Raw genomic sequence first — 20523 nt, 5'->3', positions numbered from 1 at the left:
GGGGTCGGCGCTTCCCCCGGTGTACGGCCGGGGGCGTGGGACGGGCGCACGACAGCCGTGCGCCCCGTTCAGGTCGTGCTGGTCAGCCGCGGATCATGGCGGCGACCTTGGCCATGGCCCGTTCACAGCCACGGCGGAACTCGGCGGCGTGCGGGCGGATCGAGGTCGCGAAGTAGTCCCGGCCGCGTTGCCAGTGCTGGTGTTCCTGGTTGCCGAACAGCGGGTGGATCCACGCCCGCCCGCCGGTGTTGTTCATCAGCCGGGCCAGGGTCCGCCCGTAGCGCCGGTCGACCTTGACCCCGGACACGAAGATCCGGACCCCGGACGCGAGGGCCTTCGCCGACACCGCCGCGGCGATCCGAGCCCGTAGCCCGGTCGAGCCGCCACCACCGGCGGAGGAGTCGACCTCGACCGCGAGGACCGACGCCCGGACATCAGCGATCGCGAACCGGGACTCCAGCTCGATCTCGCGTTTGAGCTCGCGGCGCAGCTCCCGGCCGTTCGACGCGGCCTTGAGGCGGCGATGCAGGTCCTTCCACGCGCTGGTGCCGGCCATCCGCACCCGGATCGACGACACCCGGGACTGCTAGTTCTGCGCAGGAGCGTCCGCGTTGGCGGACGCGTCGGCCTTGCGCAAGGTCAGGGGCGCTGCGACCCGGGCGAACTCCGCCCAGTCCAGGTTGCTCGTGCCGTGCTCAGCGATCTGGGCCCGGTTGGACGCGAGGAACCCGATCAGCAGCAGGTCCGTTCCGGTGGAGCGCTCGGTGTTGGCGACGCGTTCGAACCAGTCGCGCAGCCGGCACTTGCCGTGGGTCTCGACCAGCAGGACCTCCTCACCGGTGAACTTGGTGATGTCGGGGTCCAGCTCGAGGTACTGCTCCTTGCCGGCGATCTGCATGGTGAAGCGGAAGATGCCCGCGTCGGTGGCGGCGGTCATGGGCTGGTGCTCCTCGGTACGTCGTGATCGTGGTGGTGCTCCGCGTCGGTGGCCTCACCGGGCGGGGGCGCCGGCTGGACGCGCAGCGTGGTGCCGGCCGGGTAGTTCTTCTTGTCCCGCTCCCAGCGCTGCATGCCGCGCTCGCGGATCTCGCAGACCCGGCAGTGCACCGGCGCCATCACCACGGCGTCGGGGTGACCACCGCGGCGGGGGTCGGTCAGGTCGGGGTGGGTGCCGCAGTCGGGGCAGCACTCGCCCTTGCGGAGCTGATACATGACCGCCTTGTGGCGGTCGGAGGTCGGCCAGCGCAGGAACTCGCTGTGCCGGATCCGGTACAGCTCGCACACCGACATCTCCAGGCTCAGGGCGGAGTCCGCCCCGAGCCTTTTCCCACATGCTCCGACACCACCGGCGCGGACAGGTTCAGCGACAACGCCGTGTTGATCAGCGTGTTCTTCTCGCCGAGGGTGAGCCCGGCGCCGCTGGCGAACAGCTGGGCCCACTGGGCGGCGGTGAGGGTCTCCCCACCGCCGGCGGTGACGGTCTCGGCGAGCATCGCCGGGTAGAACGCGCCCGGGTCGAAGTCCTCACCGTGGGCGGCGCCGGGCTGGGCGGGATGCTCGGCGACCAGCAGCTCCCACTCGTGCGGCGGCAGCGCCCGCACGGTCCACTCCTGCACGGCCAGGTCGTCGACGGCGGCCTGCGCGGCGTCCCGTTCGGCGGCCTGGTCCTCGGTCGGGCCGCCGCGGCGCAGGGAGTCCTGCACCGCGGCGGCGGCGTCGACGAGCCGGGCGTTCGCGGCGTCGGCGGCGGCCCGGTCGGCGGGGAACCGCACGGTCTCGGTCGGGAGCGCCCGGGCCTGCAGCCGCTCCCAGAGACCGTCGCTCACGCCGCGGCGGGGACGGTCAGCCCGATGACGGAGTCCTCGATCGAGTACTGGAACCGCAGCCGGTCGACGTCGGAGCCCTGGATCTCCATGAGCCGCGTCGCGACCGCGACGCGGACCTTGAAGATGTCCAGCGGCTTACCGGTGCCGAACCCCTTGGGGTAGCGGGTGATGTAGCCGTAGTCGTCCTGCGGCATCAGCGTCAGCGCGGCCTCGTCGGCCAGCGACGCGTACAGCTCCAGGGAGCTGTCGGAGTAGGAGATGGGGCCCGCGACCTGCTTGTCCTTGCGGTCGTTGAGCGGGGTCGCGGTCAGGGTCTCGGACTCCTGGTCCCACCCGTCGGACCCGCCGACGGCGGGGGACAGGTCGGTCGCGGCGTTGAGCTGCGCCGCGGTCGGCGTGTACATGTTCGTCAGGACGTCGCACCAGCAGAACTTCGCGATGCCGCGCGAGGTGAAGTACGCCGGCGCGGCGAGCGCGAGCGCGGGCTGGTTGGCGGGGGTCGGCTGGCTCATCGGCCCGTCTCCTTCTTCTGGTCCTTACCGCCGGCCGGGGCCTGCTGCTGGGCCGCCGACGGCGTCTGGTCGGCGCCGGTCTGGTCGCCCGCGGTCTGGTCCTGCGCCGGGTCCAGCTGCGGCGGCGCCCCCGCCGCCTGCTCGGCCGGTGCCGGGTCCTGCTGCTGCTCGGCCGGGAGGTCGGGGTGGCGGACGATGCCGGTGGGCACGTCGACGTCCGGGGCGTCGACCTCCTCCCACCGGTTGTCGGCACCGCTGAGCAGCTCGAACTTCTTGCGCAGCATCCGCTTGGGCTGGTCGGCGACCGGGTGCTTCGCCCAGATCTCCTCGTTCGGGTCCTTGTCGGCCACGGGGGCCTCCTTCTATCCGGTGATGGCGGAGCCGTGGGCGGCGACCGCGAGGGGGAACAGGACCTGCGCACCGGTGAGCTTGGAGTCGCGGATCCACTGGGTCTGGTAGCGGCTGATGCCGGACCAGGTGATGCGGTGGGCGCCCGCCGCCGTCGGGACGACCTGCACGAGGCCGCTGGTCGGAGCGGGGTTCTGGACGGCGAGGACCTGCTGGGCGAGCCGGGTCATGAGCTCGAAGCAGCGGGCCAGCCGTGCGGGCCCGTCGTCCTCGTCACCGGTCAGCGAGGACACCAGGCAGCTGACCTCGATCTGGTCGCGCTGGGCCTGGATGCCCTGGTAGTCCACGGTGCCGGTGATCATCGGGATGTCGGGTTCGCTGTAGGCGATCGCGACGGTGTCGAGGGCCTCGACCGGGCCCGGGCGGGGCCCGAACCCGACGTTGACCGGCTCCCCGGCGAACAGGTCCACCGCGACGGCGTGCAGCCGTACGGCGGCCTCGACGGCGGCGTGCCCGGTCACCACCGGGCCACCTGGTCGACGGGGTCCGGCCATGCCCGGGGCGGCGGGAACAGGCCCTGGGGGCTGCCACCGGTGTCCGCGGCCGGGGGGCCCAGCAGCTCGGTGAGCTTGACCCGGATCGACTTCTGCGAGGTGGGCCCGTCGTCGCTGTCCGGGCCGGATGCCCCCGGGTAGCCGGTGCGGCCGGTGTCGGGGCGCTGGGTCTCCCAGTACTCGGCGAGGACGACCTTGCAGGCGAGCTGCTCGATCACCTTGCCCACGACCGGGAAGCGGCCCAGGTGACGTTCGACCCGATCGACGGCGGCGCCGATCATGTCGATCAGCTCGTCCTCCTCGCCGGGCTGCCGGTTGACGGTGCGGTTCAGGTGCTGCTTGGCCTTCTCCAGGGGCAGCACGTCGAGCGGCCCCGGCACGCGCTACTCCGCGGGCGGGGTGGCCGGGAACCGCTCGATGATGACCTTACGGTCGAGCTTGGCCGCCTCCTCCGGGGTCACGCCGCGCTTGACGGCGTACTCCCGCCAGACCGCGACGCTGTCGGTGTTCGCGGGACGGTCGACGGCCGGATCCGCCGGGTCGGTCGTGACGACCGGCTCGGTCGAGGGCGTGCCGTCGCCGGGCAGGGCCGGGTAGTGCACAGGGCCCGGTACCGCGATCGACTCCTTGGACAGCACGCCGAGGCCGTTCAGGCGCCTGGCCTCGGCGGAGTCGAGCTCGATCTCGTCGCCGCGGAAGGCCATCCGGCGCTCGCGGACTCCGGCGCTGTCGGTGACGTAGTAGTCCACCAGGGAGCCGGAGACGATGTGCTTACCCACCGAGGCCCACCACCTTCTTGATCGAGTACGGGTTGGTGACGTACATGACCGGCCGCACCGAGGACTGCACCCAGTTGCGCTGGGTCTTCTCCTCGCGCCAGGTCTCGGTGCTCAGCGGCTTCTCGATCCGGATCCCGCCGACCTGCCCGCGGGCGACCGCGTAGGCGGTGCCCTGGGGGACGCGGTTGGACGGGAACATCGACACGCCGTTGGCGGCCAGGACCTCGGCCGCGTCGGAGCCGTAGGTGATGTAGAAGTTGGCCTTCTCCACCGGGTTGACCAGCCAGAGGTTGTACTCGACGCCGAGCTCCTCGCGGTCGGCGGCCAGCTGGGCCTTCGCGAAGTCCGCGCCGGGCCAGGCGGTGGCGTTGGACTGGGAGGCTCCTGCGGTGATGACCGAGGCCCAGTTGCCGCCGGTGATGACCCCGGCGCCGCCGAGCTCGGCGATCGCTGCCTCGAGGGTCTCGATCGCGCGGGTGTTGAGCTTGCGGACGATGGTGTTCGCCAGCTGGGTGACCTGGTTGTTGAAGGCGGCGACGTCGTTGCGGTCACGGGCCTCGTCGGTGATGAAGAACTTGCCACCCCACTTCTCCACCTCGGCCACGCGCGGCGCCTGGCGCTCGGAGGTGACGACGGGGAACTCGTCGCCGGGGTTGACGCGCTCGACGTCGCGGGCGAGGTAGAGCTCGTTGAGCAGGGCCTGGTCGTAGACCACGGCGCCGCCGGAGACGCCGCCGTCGTTGGCGAAGATCTCCGAGACGATGAACCGCTGCAGGGTCAGGTCGGCGATGCGTCGGGTGACCCGGGTGGGCTGCTGCAGCGCGGTGTCGACGGTGAGGGTGTTGCCCTGGTAGGAGGGCGGCCCGAGCGGGTAGGACACCGGGGCGGGGCTGGGGGGCATGGTGGCTCCTCGCTCAGTAGAGGTTCACGCGGGCGTCGGACCCGCTGGCGGCGGCGGTCTCGACGTAGCCGATGGCCACACCGGACGCCTTCGTGATGACCTGGCCGTTGGCCCCGACCTCGACCTCGGCGAACGCCGCGATGGCGCCGCCGGCGGCGATCGGGACGACCTTCGGGCCGCGGGCGATGCCCACGCGCTTGCCGGAGGCCGCGTCGTACTTGGCGACGCCGCAGATCCGGCCACCGGCGGTCGCGTGCGCGACGGTCAGGGTGCCGTCGGCCTGGATGTTCCCGGTGATGGCCAGGCACCGCTTGCCGGTGACAGCCGCCGAGGTGGTGCCCGTGACGTCGGCGCCGGGCTCCTTGAACGGGTGCAGCTCGTTGGCCATCGGTCAGCCCTCCCGGCTCGCCGCGGCGCTGGTCACGCCGGGGAACCAGTAGTCGTCGGTCTGTGCGGGGTCGTCGTTGTTGGCCTCCTGGGCGTGGCCGCGGGGCTGGTCGACCGGGACCAGCCCGGCCTGCAGCCCGGCGAGGACCTCGCCCATGCCGGCGTCGGCGGCGATGGCGCCGATCCAGTGCTCGCGTCGGGCCGGGGGGATCCGGCCGTCGGCCACGGCGGCGTCGACGACGCGCTCGCGGTCCTCGCGGGCCTGACGGTTCGCGGCCTCGCGGCCGGCGGTGGCGTCGGCACGCATCTGGTCGAACACGTCCTGGGAGACCTGCACGACGCCGGGCGGGGGCCCCGCGGGCGGCGTCGGGGCCGGTGTGGGGGCGGGGTCGGCCTGCTCGTCGAGCGCCTCGTTCAGGGCGGCGACGATGGTGGCCTCGTCGGCGTCGGCGGCGATTCCCAGCCGCTCACGCATGGTGCTGAGCTGCTCGTCGCTGAATGCCACGGCGCGGCTCCTCTCCTGGGTGGGGTGTCCCGCGCGGGCGGCGGGGTTCTGACGGCCCGGCATCACCGGGTCCGGTGCCTGCTGGCGACCGGCGTAGGCGGAGAACCGGATCCCGAGTCGGTTGGACACCGGTTCGGGGGCGGCCGAGTCGGGGTCGAGCCGGTCGGCGAGACCGGCGTCGACGGCTTCCTGGCCCGAGTACCAGGTCTCGGCGGCGAGAACGGCCCGCCACGCTTCGAGGTCGCCGCCGGCCTTGTTCTGGTAGACCGCGATGAGGCTGTCGGCGATCTTGTCGAGGCGGTCCGCGGTGTCGCGGTGCAGGTTCGACGGGCCGATGGTGATCGCGCGCGGGTTGTGCAGCATCAGCTCTGACCCCAGCCCCATGACGACCTCGTCGGCGCCGCCGACGACGATGAAGCTGGCCGCGGAGGCGGCCAGGCCGTCGATGTGGGCGACGACCCGGGCGGGGTGAGCGCGCAGGGTGTTCATGATCGCCAGGCCGTCGAAGACGTCGCCGCCGGGCGAGTTGACCCGCAGCTCGATCTCGGTGACGTCGAGCTGGTCGAGCTCGTCGGCGAACATCTGGGGATCGGCGCCGAACCAGCCGCCGATCGCGTCGTAGATCCGCACGACCGCGCGGCGGTCACCGCTGTCGTTGGTGGGGCGGTCGAGCTGGTACCAGCCCCTGCTCGGTCTGGTCACGAGTGCACCTTCCGGTTGCGTCTGCGCTGGTTGCGGCGCTGTTGACTCCAGGTGGCCCAGCGGCAGTTCCCGGGCTCGTAGTCGTCGTCGTTGTCGATGCGGTCGAGGGTCAGACCGTCGGGACGTTCACCCATGTCGGCCAGGAACAGCGCGTAGTCGCGCCAGCGCTCGCAGACGGTGATCCCGCGTCCGCCGTAGTGCTCCCACGCCGGGTTCCGGGGGTTGGTGGTGCGCTGGATCATGTTCATCCACACCACGTAGGTGCGGGTGCGCGTTCCGGCGCGGCCGCTGCCGTGTCCATGCCGGGTGTTGTCAGGCACTCCGTGCGCGGCGACCCGGCGCCGGGCAGCGGCGCTGGCCGAGCATCCGCAGGTCCTCGTGGCGCCGGAGGTGAGGTGGCTGCCCTTCACGGCCTTCTCGACGCCGCACTCGCAGCGGCACGTCCAGTAGGTGTTCCCGCCGCGGCTGGCGGCCCTGCGCAACACGGTGAGCTTGCCGAACGACTGTCCGGCCAGGTCGATCAGTCGCATGGCCGCTCCGGCTCGGGCTCGGGGTCCTCCAGCTCGGCGATGACGTCGCGCAGCAGGGACGCCACGGCGCGGCGCTGGGGCCGCTGGCCCGGCTCCGGTGCCGGTGCCGGGCCCGCGGGCTTGCTGTAGTTGCCCTTGGGGGGCAGGCCGTGGCGCTGGCGGACGGCTTCCTCGAGCTCGCGGTCGGGCAGGATCGCGCCGCAGTCGATGAGCGCCTTGATCGCCTCGGCCGTGGCCGGGTTCCGCGACCCGATCTCGTCGCAGATCAGCAGGGGCGCTCGCTCGTCGATCGACCAGTTCCAGTCGACCAGGTCCTCGATGACGTGCTGGTTGACCACTGCCTTGACGTCATCGGCAACCGTCTGCAGCGACATCGTGAAGAACTCTGCGAACGTACTGCCGAGGGCCCAGCTGCCGGTCTGGGTGCCGAGGTTGAGGAAGTGCAGCAGCGCACCGCGGGCGATCTGCTCGTCGTAGTAGCGGATGACCTTGTCCGCATCGGGCAGATCGCCCTCGACGCCGCGCAGCTTGAGGTCGGCGCCGTTGGGTACGGCGGCACCTGCTGCCTCACCGGAGCGCCAGTTGGTGGCCATCTCCAGGCCCTTCTTCAGGTCCTCGCGCGGGGCGCCGGTGTAGAGCGGCATGCCCATGCCGTTGCGGTCGACCGACATGGCCTGTACCCGCAGCATCCGGTCCTTGAGCAGCCAGAACTTGTAGGCGGGCCGGAGCATGGACTGGCCCTGCCAGTTGCCGCCCTCGCGGTCGTTGCTGTACATGACCAGCCGCTCGACCGGGATCCGCACTGCGCGGGCAGGAGAGGCGTAGCGCAGCAGGTCGGTCGGAGACACCGACGCCGGCGGGTCCTGGACCAGCGATCGCAGACCGCCGTCGCGAGCGACGTCGAACTCGGAGATGGTGGCGGGCATCCGCGGGGCGAGCTTGCGCAGCCGCACCCGGCCGCGCTCGTCGATCCGGCAGACCTGCTCGAAGGGCATGTGCCCGAACACCAGCTGCAGCAGCGCCATCCGCAGGTGCTCGGTCCAGGAGAACCGATCCCGCGACCGGGGCAGCGGCGCCGGGTCAGCACCGTCAATCGGCAGCCCGAGGTCCTCGGCGACCTGGGCCACGACCTCGTCGCGGGCACCGTTCGGGGCGATCCGCCAGCTGGTGCGACGCACGGGCATGGTCACCGCGCGCATCACCGACTGCACCTGAGTGTCGGTGCGTCGCATCTGGTCGTAGATGCGGACGTTGTTGGGCCACTGGAGCTCGGGGGTCTTCTCCTCGATGCCACCCCACCAGGCGGCCGAGTTGACCTGTCCCGAGCCGAGCTCGGCCGTGGGTACTGCGTTCATGCGTTCACCTCCGATCAGAACCCGACATCCGAAAGATCACCGACGCCGCTCATCCCAGTTGCGCTACCTGCGGGAACGGGCAGCGGCTGCGACACGGGGCCACCCCCGTCCTCCAGCGCCCAGACCGCGAGAGCGGCGGCCTCCATCGGGCTGATGTCGGTGCCGGTGCGTCGCATGAGGCGCCAGACGTCGCCGCGCTGCTGGGGCAGTGCGGCCTTGACCGCGATGTCGAGGGATTCCTGGTTGCAGTGGCGCACCACGGGCTGCTTGGCGACGAGCTCGACGAACCGCTGGGCGGCCTGACCGTTCTCGACCTCGTTCGGGGTGACGACCTCGATGCCGGCCTGGTCGAGCTGGCGCACTAGGTACCCGGCGGGGCCCTGCTTGGCGATCGCGACGATCGACAGCGGGTGCCGCTCGGTGAGCTCAACGATGCGGTCCTCGACCCAGGCGGCGCCGTCGCGGTAGCCGACCTCCTGGATCTGGATCTCGCCGGTGCGCAGGCTGCGGGAGGCCACGACGATCGCGGCCCGGTCCTGCTCGGGGGGCATCGCGACTGCGAAGGCGACCTCGGCGCTGTCGTCCCAGTCGTCGGGGTGGCCGTGGCCGCGGTCGGCCCAGTCCTGCTCGGAGATGACCTGCCAGCGGGCCTGCACGCTGATCTGCTCGGGCCACATGCACAGCAGCTCGCGGGCGGCGTCGGTGTCGTCGACGAACTGGTTGATCAGGTCGCGGATCGCTTCGTCGGTGACGCGGCCGTAGCCGCGGGCAGGCATCACCGACGCCCAGTTCGCCGGGTCGCGTACGAAGTCGCGGCGCTCGGCGCGGGGGAGTTTCCCCAGCTCGTCCAGGGTCATGGCCAGGCCCCAGTCGCGGTAGCCGAGGCGGGGGTCGCGCTCGACGATCGCGCGTTCCCGTAGCCGGTACATGACCTCGCCCTCGGCGCCGTTGAGCGGCGGCGTGGACAGGTACACGGTCTGGGAGAACGGCTTGGCCAGCCCGGTCGGGGCCAGCGCGGACTGCTGGGCGCGGGTGTAGGCGAACGCCTCGTCGATGACGTTCAGGTCGCCGGCGAACCCGCGGCCGCTGCTCTTGGAGCGGGCCACGAACCGCAGTCGCTTGCGCCACTCCCGGGAGCGGTCCTCGGTCCAGGTCCGGAAGCCCTCCTTGCCGTTGGTCGTGGAGACCTTGACGTAGAGGTCCTGCTTGAGGGGGGCGCCGGGGATGTCGAGCGGCGGGATGACGATCAGGTCGGTCTTGACCTCGTCGCCGAGCATGAGCAGGGCCTCTTTGACCAGCTCGAACGCCTCGGTCGAGGTCTTGTACTCGTGCGCGGACCACAGCAGCAGCCGCTCGGGGAACAGCAGCAGCCCGGCCAGGGCGCGCGGCACGCCGATGCCGCCGGACTTGCCGTTCTGGCGGGGCACCCACTCGGCGTAGTTGCGGGCGCACCAGTTGCCGTCCGGGCGGAAGGCGCCCATCAGGTCGTGGGCGTCGGCCTGCCACGGGTCCGGCGGCAGCCCGGCCATCTCGGCGAGGTCGCTGATCTGCGGGCCGAAGGTCCGCAGATCGGGGTCGTAGTCGGCGGGTAGGTGCTCAACCCGCGGTCGAAGCGGTCCGGCTAGCGGCGAAGGCGGCGATGTCATGGACCACCCCCTGGCGTTGGCTCCTGCGGCGGCGCGGTGGCCGTTCGTCGTCGGTCTCGTCGAGCTCGGGGTCTGCCGGCGGCGAGGTCGCCGGCTCCGGGACGGTCGTGGCGGCGGGGCCGCCGGTGACGGCCTTCGGCGCGGCGTTGCGCAGCTCGGTGACGACGCCCTTGAGCGTGGTGACGGTCTGGCGGGCCTCGGCCAGGGCGGAGTCGACGGTGACCCGGGCGACGTCGTCGTGCTCGGAGACCCGCAGCCGGAACCAGTCGCGGTCGTTGAGCACGGCGTCGATGCGGTCGAGGCGGTCGACCAGGCGGCATGCCTCGTCGAGCAGGATGCGGTGGGCCGGGCCGAGCCCGGCGTGCATGTCGTCCCACAGCGCTCGGGCGCGTGGGCCGCGGGCGCCGGGCGCGACGGGGTCGGGCAGGTCTGCCGCTTCGGCTTGCTCGACCGCCTCGACGGCCTCGCAGCGGCGCTTGGGGTCGCACAGCGAGTGGTCGCCGCGCTTGTGGGCCCGGTAGCGCCGTGTCTTCTCGGCGGAGGTCTCGGCCATGGTCACGTGCCTCGTAGTTGCAGGTCAGAGGCCATGTGACCTCACGTGTGACCGGTCACCGGCCCGGTTCGGGGTGTCCCGGGGGGAGAAAAAAGTTTCATAGCGGGGTCGACGCCGGCTTCTCTGTATTTTCCCAGGTCAGGAGCATGATCGCCGATCTTGCGTCGCGTTTCCGCAGGTCAGAGCCTTGCTCGATGATCACGTTGTGCGCGTCCGCAATGTCCGATTCGCGGACGCGTTGTGATCCTCGGTGTGGATCACCACTGCCTGAGGCGGGGCCGTGCATGCCGACCCGACGCGCCGCGCAGCTGGTTGCCCAGCACCGCGCCGGCGCTTCGGTTGCAGCGGCGACAGGCCAGCGCGTCGGGCAGCGCGCCGCCGAGCACGCGCGCCTGGCCGTGATGGTCGGCGTCGATGCCGCGCATGTCGTGACGGTCAACGTCGAGCTGCCACGCGTACAGCGTGCGACCGCATCGGCAGCAGGTTCCCTCGCCATCCCGGCGCAGCTCGTCCTTGAGCGCTCGCGCTGCCGCCTGGTGCTCGGCGCCGTACCCGCGAGCGGTGGAGCTGCCCGGGCGGGGCATCAGTACGCGGCCAGCCACTCGTCGCCGGGCCAGGCCCAGCCGTGAGCCCAGGTGCGCACCATGCGCGCGGCGGGGTCGACGGCACGGGGCACCAGCCAGCCGTCCTCGCGGGCCTGCTCGCGCTGGCTCTCGACGTGGCCGTGGCAGCGGCGGGTGTCGCCGCCCATGCCGCACAGGGTCACCAGGTTGATCGTGCTGTGCTCGCCGCCCTGGGAGCGGGGCTTGCGGTGGTGCAGCGAGTACGGGATCCCGATGATCGAGACGCCGCAGCGGGCGCAGGCCTTGCCGTCGCGGGCCAGGACCTGGCGGCGGATGGACGGCGGGATGTCGGTGGGCCGGCCCCGGCGGGAGCGGGTCGCGACGCGGGGCAGCTCGGTGCGCTTCAGCTCTGCGTTGCCCCGGGGCATCGGGGTCTTGCGGCTGAGGGGGGTGCGGCGCTCCAGGCTGGACACGGCGACCACCTCGTCCTCACGGTGGCGCGGTCACAGCAGGGTCCGGAAACGGGCCAGGCCCAGCCGATCTGTAGTCGGCTGGGCCTGGGCACACGTGTACTGAGTGGCGTCACTGTAGCGCTGTGACCTGGGGTGGGCGCAAGAGGGCGCTCACCCGTCGGATGGTGTGGTCGGGGTGGGCTTGCACGCGTTCGGGCACGACCAGCCTCTGACGTCGCGCAGCTCGACGACCACCTCGGCCTTGCACATCGGGCACGCCGGCGGGCGGTCGTCGCCTTCGGCGCGTTCGACCAGGTACAGCGTGGCCGGGTCCACTCGGTAGCCGAGCGCAGTGTGGTCGCGGGCAGGGCGCTTCGCCGCTCGCGCCTCGGCCAGGACGCGGTTGAGCTGCTGCAGCTGGGACTCGCCGACCCAGCGTGCCGGGCAGCGCAGGCAGCGGGCCCGCTGCGGCGTCGCCGACGTGTCCAGGGTCAGGGTGGGGCGGCGGACGGTGTCGCCGTCATGGGCGACGTAGGCGGTCGTGTTGCCGCAGTCCGGGCACGCGCCCGGGATGGTCCAGTGGTTCTCCGGGTCGAGGACCGCGCGGGCCCGGTCCGGCCAGCCGGCGGCCACCTCGACCGCGCGCGGGAGCTGCGTCTCGTCGGCGCACACCGCCGCGCACCACGCGCCCACGTGCTCGATCAGCGTCACCCCGGGGCCCGGCCGGTAGCGGGTGACGGTGGCGACCTCGGTGACCAGGTCCAGGGCGGCCAGGGCCAGCGGGGACCGGGACGCACCCGATCCGCCCGCGGAGTGCGCCGAGTCCGAGCCGTTCGGGATCTCGTCCTGCAGCTGGTGCAGCAGCGCGGGGACCGCGACCGACGGAACGGTGCGGGCGTGACGGCGACGCTCGATCAGGCCGATGGTGTCCAACGCGGCGTGCGCGATGGAGGTGTCCCGCAGCCGGTAGGCCTCCGACAGCCGGTTCCAGCTGGCCTGCTCCAGGTCGCGGTCGTCGGCGAGCTGCTGCCACGCGTCCGAGCCGGGGGCGGGCTCGTCCCGGTTCAGGTGCTGCAGGGTCGGCTTCGTCAGCTGGTCGATCGCGACCTGCAGCTCCAGCGCCGCCGTGGCGGGGTCCACCGTCTGCTCGGTGTCGGTGTGGGGGGCGGACATGCGGGGAGCCTCCAGCGGGCCGGGGAGCGGGCGGGGGAGCAGAGCGGACGTCACTTCGTGGGCCTCCGGTAGCGGTGGATCTCGTCGACGAGGGGCTGGCCGAGGGGCTCGCCAACGCGGTGATGGCTCAGGTCCTCGCCGACGATGGCCCCCGCGATGTCCAGGGCCCCGCTGACGTGCTGGCCGAGGGACCAGCCGGCGAACTCGATCCGGTCCGCCGCCCGATGCAGCAGCGTGGCCACCGGGCGGCGCAGCACGGCGGGCAGGACCAGCCGGACCGGCATCAGCAGCGCACCGGATCCGTCCCGGGCCGGCGGGGTCACCTCGACGTCGTACGCCTCCGTCGGGGCGTCGTAGCCCGGATCGAGCCGGGACGCCGCCTCACGCAGCTTGTGGACGCGGTTGCGGTCCTCCAGGTTCACCGTGCTGCCTCCTCACGTAGCCGGGTCTCCTCGGCCGTCTCAGGGCGGAACTCGACGCCAGGGCCGGCCGCCGGGTCCCGGTCGTTGCGGGTGAACATCACGCCGCGGCCGGACGCGTCCTCGGCGGCGTCGACGAGCCGGGCGCGGCCGGTCGTGCGCCACCACCCCACCCGGCAGGCCTGCGCGAGCGGGCGGTCGTCGGCGACGTCCTGCCACCGGCGCTCCGCCATCGCCCGCGCCAGCTCGATGTCGTGGGTGCGGCGGACCAGGACCGTCGTCCAGCCCGTGCGCGGGTGGTAGAGCACGTCGGCCCGCGGCGGCTTCGACTGCACCGCCACCGAGCCGTCAGCGCGGGTCACCCGCTGACGGCGATAGCGGGTCCGCGTCGCGGTCACAGCGGCAACACCGCCTCGATGTCCGCGACCAGCACCACGTCACCGCGGTCGTCTCGCATGCGCCGATCCCGGCACACCCGCCGGATCGAGGCTTCCATCGCGCGGAGCTCGCGCAGCTCGTCGGTCGCCTTCCGGACGCGAGGGACTGGCTCCCACGTGGGAGCCAGGGCGCCGCAGTCGGCATAGGCGCGTACCAGCGCCACCTGCCCGCGGGACAGCGGCGCCCACCCGCCGATGAGCCACACCGCGACCGGGACGTTGCGTTCGAACCGCACCGTCCGCCCCCGCAGCTCCCTCAGCTCCCGCCGCCGCTTGTCAGCCCCGGGGCCAGGCTCGGGCTCGGGGCCGGACCCGATGAGCAGGTACAGGCCGTCGGGGACGTCGTTCACGCGGCCACCTCGCGGCCATCGACGGTCGCGACCGTGATCGCGACGCAGGCACCCAGGGCGATGTGGAACTCCGGGCTGCCGTTGATCGTGACCACGGCCTCGTCCATCTGCACCGAGTCGCTGCGCTGCACCAGCTCCCACTGCTCCACGATCTCCGCCGCCCGGACCCGGGACACCGTCGCCGACAGCTCGACCTGACCGAGCATGTGGAACGTCAGCCGGCGCATCACGACCGCCGACCCGGCGACCGGCGCGGCGCCTGCCGCGAGATCGGCGCGATCGGGCCCGCGCACCGGCACACCCGCGCCTCACGCGAGCTACCGCACCGCCTGCACAGCAGGTCGTCGATCATCGCCTCCACCGACGGGTACCGCTCCCACACCGAGCGGCGAGCCGGGCGCTCCGGGGCTTCCTGCTGCATCATCATCGTGCTCGCCTCTCGTCCAGATTGATCAAGTTGTCCCGCAGCTCCAGCAGCGCCTGCTCCGCCGCCCGGGTGTCAGCCACCACGGGGACGCCAGGCAGACCAGCCACCAGCCGCGCCCGCTCCCTCTCCCACGCCGCCCGGTGCGCCACGAACAGGGCCGCGTCGCGCGCGTACGCCGCCCGCACCGCCGCGAGCTCCGCCCGGACCTCGGCCAGCTCATCCCGCAGTCGGCCCAGCTCCTCCGCCGACGCCACCGCGCGCTCCACCCGGCGGCGCAGCGACCGGAGCCGGCCCATGCCGGTCACCCGGGCTCACCGCCCCGGGCGGCCTGGATCGCGGCGTAGAGCACGGCCGCTGGCCAGCCCGTCATCGGCACGATGACCGGAACTGCGCGGAGTACGGCGTGGTACACCAGCACCCGGTGGACCTGGAACATGACGACGCCGTCGTGGTCACCACCGCGCCAGATCGGCGTGACGGCGTCGGAGGGCTGCGCCGCCCACCTCGTCAGCCCGGCGGCCTCGCACACCCGGGCGACGTCCTCCACCGACGACAGCACCGCAGGCAGCGACGACGGGAGCCCGGCCGCGAGGTGGCCCCACACCCACGCCGACGCCTCATCGGCCCAGAGCGGACCAGCGATCACGCCGCACGTGTCGCAGAACGCGTCGGTCAGAGACGGGGCCGAGCGTGACGTCGTCCGCCGAGTGCCGACGGCGTGCTGCGCGGTCGCCTCCGGGACGCGCAGGGGCGGTCGGTCAGCCACGGTCGCCCCCGTCCTGGCCGGCGCGCGGGTTGAGCAGCGCCGACAGCATCACCTGCGCGCCAGCCCGCAGCCGCTGGGTCATCGCCTCGCACAGAGCGGCGTTGCGCCGGTCCGATTCCTCCTGGTCGACCAGGCGGCGGGCCTCCGATGTCGGTTCCGGCCACGGGCCACCAGCGCGGCGGGCACGCTCCACGTCGGCCTGGAATGCGGTCAGCGCGTCGTTCCGGCGGTCGGCGGCAGCCCACGCGCCGGCGAGCTCGGCCGACGCCGCCCGTGCTCGACGGCGCCACAGCACGACGGCCGGGACCGCAGCGACCAGCAGCGCCACGGCGGCGCCGATCAGTGCCCACACGAGGTGCTCGGCCATCACGAGCCCCCGTCCTGGCCGGGCGCCGGGACGACACCGGACGGGCCCTCGTTCCAGCGGCGGATCTCGGCGCGTGCGTCCTTGACCCACCTGCGCATGGACAGCTCGCACCCAGACGTGAGGCACACCCCGTTCGCCATCCCGGCGTGCGACGCGTTGTTCCCACAGCCGCACGGGCACCGGCGCCGGTTCCGGAACCGGCCAGGCAGCAGGACCGCGGCCCGGTTGGGGTGGTCGACGCTGCCGTGGACGCCGTACTCGCCCGGGCTGGTCAGCCGTGCCTTCGTCTCAGCGGCGCTCACCGGTGTCCCGAGCTCAGGCATCGCGGGCCCCGCCCTCGGTCGGCTGGTCGGACGCCGGGACGTCGGTGAGGAACCGCTTCGCCATCGCGGCGACCTGCACGGCCTCGACCGCGGCGCGCTCCGCGACCAGCGCGATCAGCTCAGCCTCGGCGCGGGCGGCGCCGGGGTCGTTTTTCCGGACGGACTGGAACATGCCCCGGGTCAGGCCGTTGATCTGCTCGAACTCCTCGCCGAGCTCGTCGACCTCCTCCAGGATCACGGCCCAGCCCTCGTGGGCGCTGTTCATCGGCGCGAACTTCTCGCAGGCGGTCGCCAGCTCGGCGACGACGGTGGCGGTGATCGAGTCGCGGAGGCTCATCGGTCGGCCCCGCCCTCGGTCGGCTCCCCGGGGACAGCGGACGACACCGCGGCGTGCGCCTGGATCGCGGGGACAACCTGGTTGCGGAACCACGCGTCGGCGCCGGTCGCGCGGTGCGCGTTCCCGAACTCGGCCAGGCCGTCGTAGCGGTCGAACCACTCGCCGGTGTACTCGTTCTGCCACTTCCACGGCAGACCGCGGGCGTCGAGCCACTGCCCGAGCGCGGTCACGAGGCGGGCGTGCAGGTCCGAGCAGGTCTCACCGCCCTCACCGCGCCAGCCGTAGGCGGTGTCGAAGTCGACGATCATCGCCGCCCAGCCGTTCTGGGTGGGACTCTCGGCGACGTACCGGGTGTGGTCGTCGATCTGCTCCTGCGTGGTGTCGAACTCGCCGCCCAGCTCGGTGGAGCAGAAGCGGTCGCAGCGGTGCGTCAGTGGGCCGTCGGGGCCGTAGGTGATGTCGAGCAGCGCGGGCAGGCCGATCCCGATCGGGTTCCCGATCCGCTTCGTTCGCTCGTCCAGGTAGCCGGCGCCCTCACGGACCGGCGTGCCGTCCGGTGTGCCGAGCAGCCCGCGGCAGAACTCGAAGACCTCGCGGACGTTGTGCGGCTTCCCGATGGCGACGTTCGTGCTCAGCGTCATGGTGTGCCCTCCTGGGCGGTGTCGGTGGGGCAGCGCGGGTTGATCGGGTCCCCGTCGCCGTCGTAGCCGTCGTGGTCGTGCTCATGGATCAGCGCGCGACAGCCGTCGGTGTCGTTGGGGCAGCCGAACGACGACCGGGCCAGCAGGTCACGGATCGAGTCACTCACCGGCGCGCTCCTCGGTGTCGGTGGTGGGGGCGGACACGGCGGCGAACGCGCGTCGCGCTTCGAGGAGCACGTCGTAGTCGCTGTCGCCGTAGCAATTCGGCGCCGGAGAGCGACCGCTCCTGACCAGGTCTGCGAGGTGAACGTCGACCATCTGGACCCGGTCCAGGCCGAGGTCCCAGCGGGCAGGTTCGATGACGTAGTCGCTCACCGGGCCCTGAACGGTCAAAACGTGGCCGTCCTCGTACCACCACTGCGGCCGGTTCAGGGCGGTCACGATGCGATGGGCGCGGTCACGTCCGTCAGGCATCGCCGGTCTCCCCGTCCCGGACCGGGCGGGCAGCGGCGCGACCACGCTGGGCCAGCTCCTTGAACACCTCGGTGTAGAGCTTCAACGCGACGCCGAGCAGGCCCAGGTTCACCAGGGTGACCAGCAGCGCGACGATCACGACGGCCATCACGACCCCGCCCCGTCCTGGCTGTTCCGGACGGGCTGACCGGCGAGGTGGTGCCAGCGCTGCAGGTGGTCCAGCGCGTCGGCGTAGGCGTCCTCGCGGGTGTCGTGCTGGTGGTCGAACCGGCACGCCCCCGAGACGTAGCCCTCGTCCTGCGTCGACTTGGCGAGCAGGCACCGCCACGACGCCGTCGGGCGCGTCTTCCACTCCTTCACCCAGACGAGCTCGTCGATCGGGAGCGTCACCAGGCCGTCCGGTGCGGCGGTGTCGTCGGCCGGTGCGGCGAGCAGCTGCCAGACCTCGGCGGTGCTGATCTGTCCGCCGCCTGCCGGGTCGCCGTCAGCGCGCCACGTCGTCCGGTCGATCTCCTCGCAGCGGCGAAACAGGGCGGCTACTCCGGTCGGTGCGGCGGTGTCGTCGGCCGCGGCCGCGGCGGTGCGCTCGGCGAGCAGATCGATGACGGCATCGGCGGCCACCTCGACCGCCTCCTGGACGTTCTCCGGTGCGCCGTCGTCGAACCCCGTCGGGTGCTGAAACGCCTCCCAGGCTGCGCTTCTCAGCTCGTCGCGGACCTGGACGTCGTCGAGTGCCCGTCGGAACTCCGGGCGCTGCATCGCAGCGCGCAGGTACGGCCCGAACTCGTCGGGCATGTCGGCCGGGGCCTGCCCGTCCGTGGGAGCGGCCGGACCCCACTCGCTCGACCCATCGCGGTGCCACCCGGGATGCCCGGCGTCCAGCTCGCAGACGGTCGTCAGCGTCGTGCACCCGTACAGAGGGCTCGGGGGCCGGGCGCCGCAGCGGCCGACGTCGGTCCGGCGGGCCTGACCGTCCGTGGGAGCGGCAGCCGCGCCGGAGCGCATGAAGCCGTCGCGGATCATGGCGTGAGCGATCGAGTGCAGCTTTCGCTCGAACCACGCGCCCACGACTCCCTCAGCGCCCGCAGGCGGAATCGGGTCGTCGGCCCGGTCGATGGTCCAGCTCGACCGCTTCAAGTAGGCGACCAGGCCGTCGTGCCGCCCCCATCCGGCCGCTGTGGTCGGCTCGTCCGTGGGAGCGGCAGCCGGGCGGGTGATCCGGTTCAGGTAGTCGGCGACCAGGTCGCCGTCCATAGGCAGACCGGGCGGCTTCAACGCCCACGCATCGGCGACGTCGAGCGCCGTCAGATCCCGCCCAGCGGCCGGGGCGTCCTCCAAGTTGCTCCCAGCAGCTCCAGAATCTGCAGCAGCGGCCGCGGGTGCGTCACCACGGACCGACCGCCACGCGTTGTCCGCCTCGACGCACGCTTCTCGCTCGGCCTGCGCGACCTTGTTCCCGACGAAGTACGGCAGCTTCGCCAGCAGCGCGTTCGTCGACTCGGCGACGCCGTCCCCGGCCACCCGGTGGCGGTCCAGCTCCGCCCGCAGACGGTCCAGCTCGTCGGCTGCCGCGTCCACGACCCACTCCGCGTCGTCGCTCATCGCCCGCACGTCCTGACCCGGTCGGCCTCGCGCGCCTTGGCCTCGTCGACTGTGATCACACCGGCCTGCACCTGCTCGGCGTCGGCGAGCCGAGCGGCCTCGACGACGGTCCGGACGCACTTCCCGGGCCCGCACGCAGGCAGCACCGACGCGGCGGCAACCACCAGCAGCGCGGCGGTCAACCGTCGGGACACCTCGACGGCGCTCATCGCTGCCCCTCCCGCGCCCGGACAGCCGCAGCACGCAGCAGCGCGACCGTGCGCCGCCGCAGCCACCACCGACCCAGCAGGGTCTCGGCCACCACCAGCTCGGCCAGGCCGTGCCCGCCGCTGTACCCGGCGACGCCGGCCACGACGTGCCGGTCCGGGAGGCACTCGGTCAGCGTGGTGCGCATCGCCGGGGTCACCGCGAGCCGCGCCGGCGCGGCGTCGACCGCGCCGCGGGCCACCGCGATCGCGCCGAGCACACCCAGCGGGCCACCGTCCGGGCACGGCTGCGGGTAGTCGGGCCACCACTCGCCGCGGTGATGCCCGCAACGCTCGATCAGCTGGGCCGCGGTCGCGAACACGACCGCGGCCTCCCGGCGGGTCAGCCCGTACTGGGCGACACCGCGGGGCTGTCCTCGGTCGACGGTCGGGGTGACGGCGGGGAGGATCGCGGTGCCTCGCGGGCCCGACGCAGCCGGTCGACGTGCGCCCCCAGGCCCTCCAGCGGTGCTCCGGTGGCGAGGCTGGTGCAGCGCTCCCCGGCCCGGGCTCCACAGCCCCGGAACCGGCCGAGCCGGCCCGGCGGGTCGCAGTCCACCAGCAGGGACTCCGCGATGCGCTCGTGCTGCACCATGGACAGGTCGCGGTGGCTGCGCATCGCGGCCACCCCCTCCGGTCGGCGGTGCATACTCGGCCGCCGGTCCAGTATGCACCGGCTGGTGGTGGCGTCCACCCTGTTCGACGCTCATGCGGTCGCGTCCTCTCGCAGGTCAGTCGTGGTGTCGGCGGGGCGGCGGGCGTCTAGCTCGGCGCGGGCCTCCGCCCGACGGGCCGGGTCCATCGCCGCCCGCGGTGCCCGGCGCGGGGTCGGGCGGGGCTCCGGGAGCGACCCGACCGCGGCCATCCCGGACTCGATCTGGGCGCGGACCGCGGCGGGGGCGTCGGCGAGGAGCAGCCGCTCCGGCTCCGTGGCCGGGGCGGCGAGCAGCGGCACCTCCGCCGGGTCCCCGCCGCCGGCGAGGGCCAGCAGGGCGCGGTCGGTGAAGTCGCGGGCCGCGCGGCGGCGCCAGCGGAGCTCGGCGGCCGGGTCGTCGCGCAGCTCCCGCGGCGGGGGCGGACACTCCCACAGCGCGCGGATCCGCATCCGGTTCGCCGTGATCTGCTCGGCCAGGTGCCCGGGCTGCACCCGGAACCCGGTGAACGACGCCGCGAGCGCGAGGGTCGCGGCTGCGACCTGCGCGCGGGACCAGCGGCCGGTTGCAGCCGCGGCCATCCACGTCTCGGCGTCGACCGGGCTGCGGTCGTGGCCGTCGATGGCGGCGAGCATCCGGAACACCGCGCGGAAGTCGGCGGCGGTGACCGGGTTGTGCTCGATCGGGATGTCCATG

At 73.0% G+C, this 20523-nt stretch carries 37 protein-coding genes; all 37 read right to left on the bottom strand.

Features of this window, described 5'->3' with window-relative positions; all coding sequences use genetic code 11:
- Positions 1-82: 82 nt before the first annotated feature.
- The gene (locus tag DMP17_RS23190; protein WP_337830592.1) at positions 83-577 is read right to left on the bottom strand and encodes a hypothetical protein; all 495 of its coding nucleotides are present in this window, start codon (positions 575-577) and stop codon (positions 83-85) included.
- Positions 578-586: 9 nt separating this feature from the next.
- Positions 587-937, bottom strand: coding sequence for a hypothetical protein (locus DMP17_RS23185; protein WP_337830591.1), 351 nt, complete (start codon positions 935-937; stop codon positions 587-589).
- A complete protein-coding gene (locus DMP17_RS23180) occupies positions 934-1284 on the bottom strand; it encodes a hypothetical protein (protein ID WP_337830590.1) in 351 nt (116 codons plus the stop codon). The genes DMP17_RS23185 and DMP17_RS23180 overlap by 4 nt, the downstream gene beginning before the upstream one ends.
- Before the next feature lie 14 nt (positions 1285-1298).
- The gene (locus tag DMP17_RS23175; protein WP_337830589.1) at positions 1299-1826 is read right to left on the bottom strand and encodes a hypothetical protein; all 528 of its coding nucleotides are present in this window, start codon (positions 1824-1826) and stop codon (positions 1299-1301) included.
- Positions 1823-2338 carry a phage tail tube protein gene (locus DMP17_RS23170; RefSeq protein WP_337830588.1) on the bottom strand — a complete coding sequence of 172 codons (516 nt, stop codon included), beginning with the start codon at positions 2336-2338 and terminating at the stop codon, positions 1823-1825. The genes DMP17_RS23175 and DMP17_RS23170 overlap by 4 nt, the downstream gene beginning before the upstream one ends.
- The gene (locus DMP17_RS23165; protein WP_337830587.1) at positions 2335-2688 is read right to left on the bottom strand and encodes a hypothetical protein; all 354 of its coding nucleotides are present in this window, start codon (positions 2686-2688) and stop codon (positions 2335-2337) included. The genes DMP17_RS23170 and DMP17_RS23165 overlap by 4 nt, the downstream gene beginning before the upstream one ends.
- A gap of 12 nt (positions 2689-2700) precedes the next feature.
- Positions 2701-3207: a hypothetical protein gene (locus DMP17_RS23160; protein WP_337830586.1), complete on the bottom strand. Its 507-nt coding sequence runs from the start codon at positions 3205-3207 to the stop codon at positions 2701-2703.
- A complete protein-coding gene (locus DMP17_RS23155) occupies positions 3204-3620 on the bottom strand; it encodes a head-tail connector protein (RefSeq protein ID WP_337830585.1) in 417 nt (138 codons plus the stop codon). The genes DMP17_RS23160 and DMP17_RS23155 overlap by 4 nt, the downstream gene beginning before the upstream one ends.
- Positions 3621-3623: 3 nt before the next feature.
- Entirely contained in the window at positions 3624-4019 is a 396-nt protein-coding gene (locus DMP17_RS23150) for a hypothetical protein (RefSeq protein ID WP_337830584.1), read from the bottom strand.
- A complete protein-coding gene (locus DMP17_RS23145) occupies positions 4012-4920 on the bottom strand; it encodes a major capsid protein (protein ID WP_337830583.1) in 909 nt (302 codons plus the stop codon). Before DMP17_RS23145 ends, DMP17_RS23150 begins: the two co-directional genes overlap by 8 nt.
- 13 nt (positions 4921-4933) lie before the next feature.
- The gene (locus DMP17_RS23140) at positions 4934-5308 is read right to left on the bottom strand and encodes a capsid cement protein (RefSeq protein ID WP_337830582.1); all 375 of its coding nucleotides are present in this window, start codon (positions 5306-5308) and stop codon (positions 4934-4936) included.
- A gap of 3 nt (positions 5309-5311) precedes the next feature.
- Positions 5312-6514 (bottom strand): head maturation protease, ClpP-related, encoded by a 1203-nt coding sequence (locus tag DMP17_RS23135; RefSeq protein ID WP_337830581.1) that lies wholly within the window; start codon positions 6512-6514, stop codon positions 5312-5314.
- A complete protein-coding gene (locus DMP17_RS23130) occupies positions 6511-7044 on the bottom strand; it encodes a hypothetical protein (protein ID WP_337830580.1) in 534 nt (177 codons plus the stop codon). Before DMP17_RS23130 ends, DMP17_RS23135 begins: the two co-directional genes overlap by 4 nt.
- The gene (locus DMP17_RS23125) at positions 7035-8399 is read right to left on the bottom strand and encodes a phage portal protein family protein (RefSeq protein ID WP_337830579.1); all 1365 of its coding nucleotides are present in this window, start codon (positions 8397-8399) and stop codon (positions 7035-7037) included. Before DMP17_RS23125 ends, DMP17_RS23130 begins: the two co-directional genes overlap by 10 nt.
- A 14-nt stretch (positions 8400-8413) precedes the next feature.
- Entirely contained in the window at positions 8414-10045 is a 1632-nt protein-coding gene (locus tag DMP17_RS23120) for a hypothetical protein (RefSeq protein ID WP_337830578.1), read from the bottom strand.
- Positions 9996-10598 (bottom strand): hypothetical protein, encoded by a 603-nt coding sequence (locus DMP17_RS23115; protein WP_337830577.1) that lies wholly within the window; start codon positions 10596-10598, stop codon positions 9996-9998. Before DMP17_RS23115 ends, DMP17_RS23120 begins: the two co-directional genes overlap by 50 nt.
- Before the next feature lie 257 nt (positions 10599-10855).
- Positions 10856-11023 (bottom strand): hypothetical protein, encoded by a 168-nt coding sequence (locus DMP17_RS23110; RefSeq protein WP_337830576.1) that lies wholly within the window; start codon positions 11021-11023, stop codon positions 10856-10858.
- 158 nt (positions 11024-11181) lie between these two features.
- Positions 11182-11634 carry an HNH endonuclease gene (locus tag DMP17_RS23105; RefSeq protein ID WP_337830575.1) on the bottom strand — a complete coding sequence of 151 codons (453 nt, stop codon included), beginning with the start codon at positions 11632-11634 and terminating at the stop codon, positions 11182-11184.
- Between the two features lie 150 nt (positions 11635-11784).
- Entirely contained in the window at positions 11785-12786 is a 1002-nt protein-coding gene (locus DMP17_RS23100; RefSeq protein ID WP_337830574.1) for a DUF7341 domain-containing protein, read from the bottom strand.
- Between the two features lie 50 nt (positions 12787-12836).
- Positions 12837-13208 (bottom strand): hypothetical protein, encoded by a 372-nt coding sequence (locus tag DMP17_RS23095; RefSeq protein ID WP_337830573.1) that lies wholly within the window; start codon positions 13206-13208, stop codon positions 12837-12839.
- Positions 13205-13603: a hypothetical protein gene (locus DMP17_RS23090; protein ID WP_337830572.1), complete on the bottom strand. Its 399-nt coding sequence runs from the start codon at positions 13601-13603 to the stop codon at positions 13205-13207. The genes DMP17_RS23095 and DMP17_RS23090 overlap by 4 nt, the downstream gene beginning before the upstream one ends.
- Positions 13600-13992: a hypothetical protein gene (locus DMP17_RS23085; protein WP_337830571.1), complete on the bottom strand. Its 393-nt coding sequence runs from the start codon at positions 13990-13992 to the stop codon at positions 13600-13602. The genes DMP17_RS23090 and DMP17_RS23085 overlap by 4 nt, the downstream gene beginning before the upstream one ends.
- On the bottom strand, positions 13989-14285 hold the full coding sequence (locus DMP17_RS23080; RefSeq protein WP_337830570.1) for a hypothetical protein: 297 nt from the start codon (positions 14283-14285) through the stop codon (positions 13989-13991). Before DMP17_RS23080 ends, DMP17_RS23085 begins: the two co-directional genes overlap by 4 nt.
- A 130-nt stretch (positions 14286-14415) precedes the next feature.
- Positions 14416-14724, bottom strand: coding sequence for a hypothetical protein (locus DMP17_RS23075; protein ID WP_337830569.1), 309 nt, complete (start codon positions 14722-14724; stop codon positions 14416-14418).
- Positions 14721-15185, bottom strand: a complete 465-nt coding sequence (locus tag DMP17_RS23070; RefSeq protein WP_337830568.1) for a hypothetical protein — start codon at positions 15183-15185, stop codon at positions 14721-14723. The genes DMP17_RS23075 and DMP17_RS23070 overlap by 4 nt, the downstream gene beginning before the upstream one ends.
- Positions 15178-15537 (bottom strand): hypothetical protein, encoded by a 360-nt coding sequence (locus DMP17_RS23065; RefSeq protein ID WP_337830567.1) that lies wholly within the window; start codon positions 15535-15537, stop codon positions 15178-15180. The genes DMP17_RS23070 and DMP17_RS23065 overlap by 8 nt, the downstream gene beginning before the upstream one ends.
- Before the next feature lie 14 nt (positions 15538-15551).
- Complete coding sequence (locus tag DMP17_RS23060) at positions 15552-15854, bottom strand: hypothetical protein (protein WP_337830566.1); 303 nt, start codon at positions 15852-15854, stop codon at positions 15552-15554.
- A 13-nt stretch (positions 15855-15867) separates the two neighbouring features.
- Complete coding sequence (locus tag DMP17_RS23055) at positions 15868-16212, bottom strand: hypothetical protein (protein ID WP_337830565.1); 345 nt, start codon at positions 16210-16212, stop codon at positions 15868-15870.
- Positions 16209-16853, bottom strand: coding sequence for a hypothetical protein (locus tag DMP17_RS23050; RefSeq protein WP_337830564.1), 645 nt, complete (start codon positions 16851-16853; stop codon positions 16209-16211). The genes DMP17_RS23055 and DMP17_RS23050 overlap by 4 nt, the downstream gene beginning before the upstream one ends.
- Positions 16850-17020, bottom strand: a complete 171-nt coding sequence (locus tag DMP17_RS23045; RefSeq protein WP_337830563.1) for a hypothetical protein — start codon at positions 17018-17020, stop codon at positions 16850-16852. The genes DMP17_RS23050 and DMP17_RS23045 overlap by 4 nt, the downstream gene beginning before the upstream one ends.
- Positions 17013-17327 (bottom strand): hypothetical protein, encoded by a 315-nt coding sequence (locus DMP17_RS23040; protein ID WP_337830562.1) that lies wholly within the window; start codon positions 17325-17327, stop codon positions 17013-17015. Before DMP17_RS23040 ends, DMP17_RS23045 begins: the two co-directional genes overlap by 8 nt.
- Positions 17320-17478 carry a hypothetical protein gene (locus DMP17_RS23035; RefSeq protein WP_337830561.1) on the bottom strand — a complete coding sequence of 53 codons (159 nt, stop codon included), beginning with the start codon at positions 17476-17478 and terminating at the stop codon, positions 17320-17322. The genes DMP17_RS23040 and DMP17_RS23035 overlap by 8 nt, the downstream gene beginning before the upstream one ends.
- Positions 17475-18929, bottom strand: a complete 1455-nt coding sequence (locus tag DMP17_RS23030; protein ID WP_337830560.1) for a hypothetical protein — start codon at positions 18927-18929, stop codon at positions 17475-17477. Before DMP17_RS23030 ends, DMP17_RS23035 begins: the two co-directional genes overlap by 4 nt.
- Complete coding sequence (locus tag DMP17_RS23025; RefSeq protein WP_337830559.1) at positions 18926-19138, bottom strand: hypothetical protein; 213 nt, start codon at positions 19136-19138, stop codon at positions 18926-18928. The genes DMP17_RS23030 and DMP17_RS23025 overlap by 4 nt, the downstream gene beginning before the upstream one ends.
- A complete protein-coding gene (locus tag DMP17_RS23020; protein WP_337830558.1) occupies positions 19135-19497 on the bottom strand; it encodes a hypothetical protein in 363 nt (120 codons plus the stop codon). Before DMP17_RS23020 ends, DMP17_RS23025 begins: the two co-directional genes overlap by 4 nt.
- 20 nt (positions 19498-19517) lie before the next feature.
- Positions 19518-19793 carry a hypothetical protein gene (locus tag DMP17_RS23015; RefSeq protein WP_337830557.1) on the bottom strand — a complete coding sequence of 92 codons (276 nt, stop codon included), beginning with the start codon at positions 19791-19793 and terminating at the stop codon, positions 19518-19520.
- 87 nt (positions 19794-19880) lie between these two features.
- Positions 19881-20522, bottom strand: coding sequence for a hypothetical protein (locus tag DMP17_RS23010; protein ID WP_337830556.1), 642 nt, complete (start codon positions 20520-20522; stop codon positions 19881-19883).
- Position 20523 lies beyond the last annotated feature (1 nt).

The sequence above is a fragment of the Pseudonocardia sp. TMWB2A genome (genome assembly GCF_017312135.1).
This window is presented reverse-complemented; position numbering and strand designations above follow the sequence as displayed.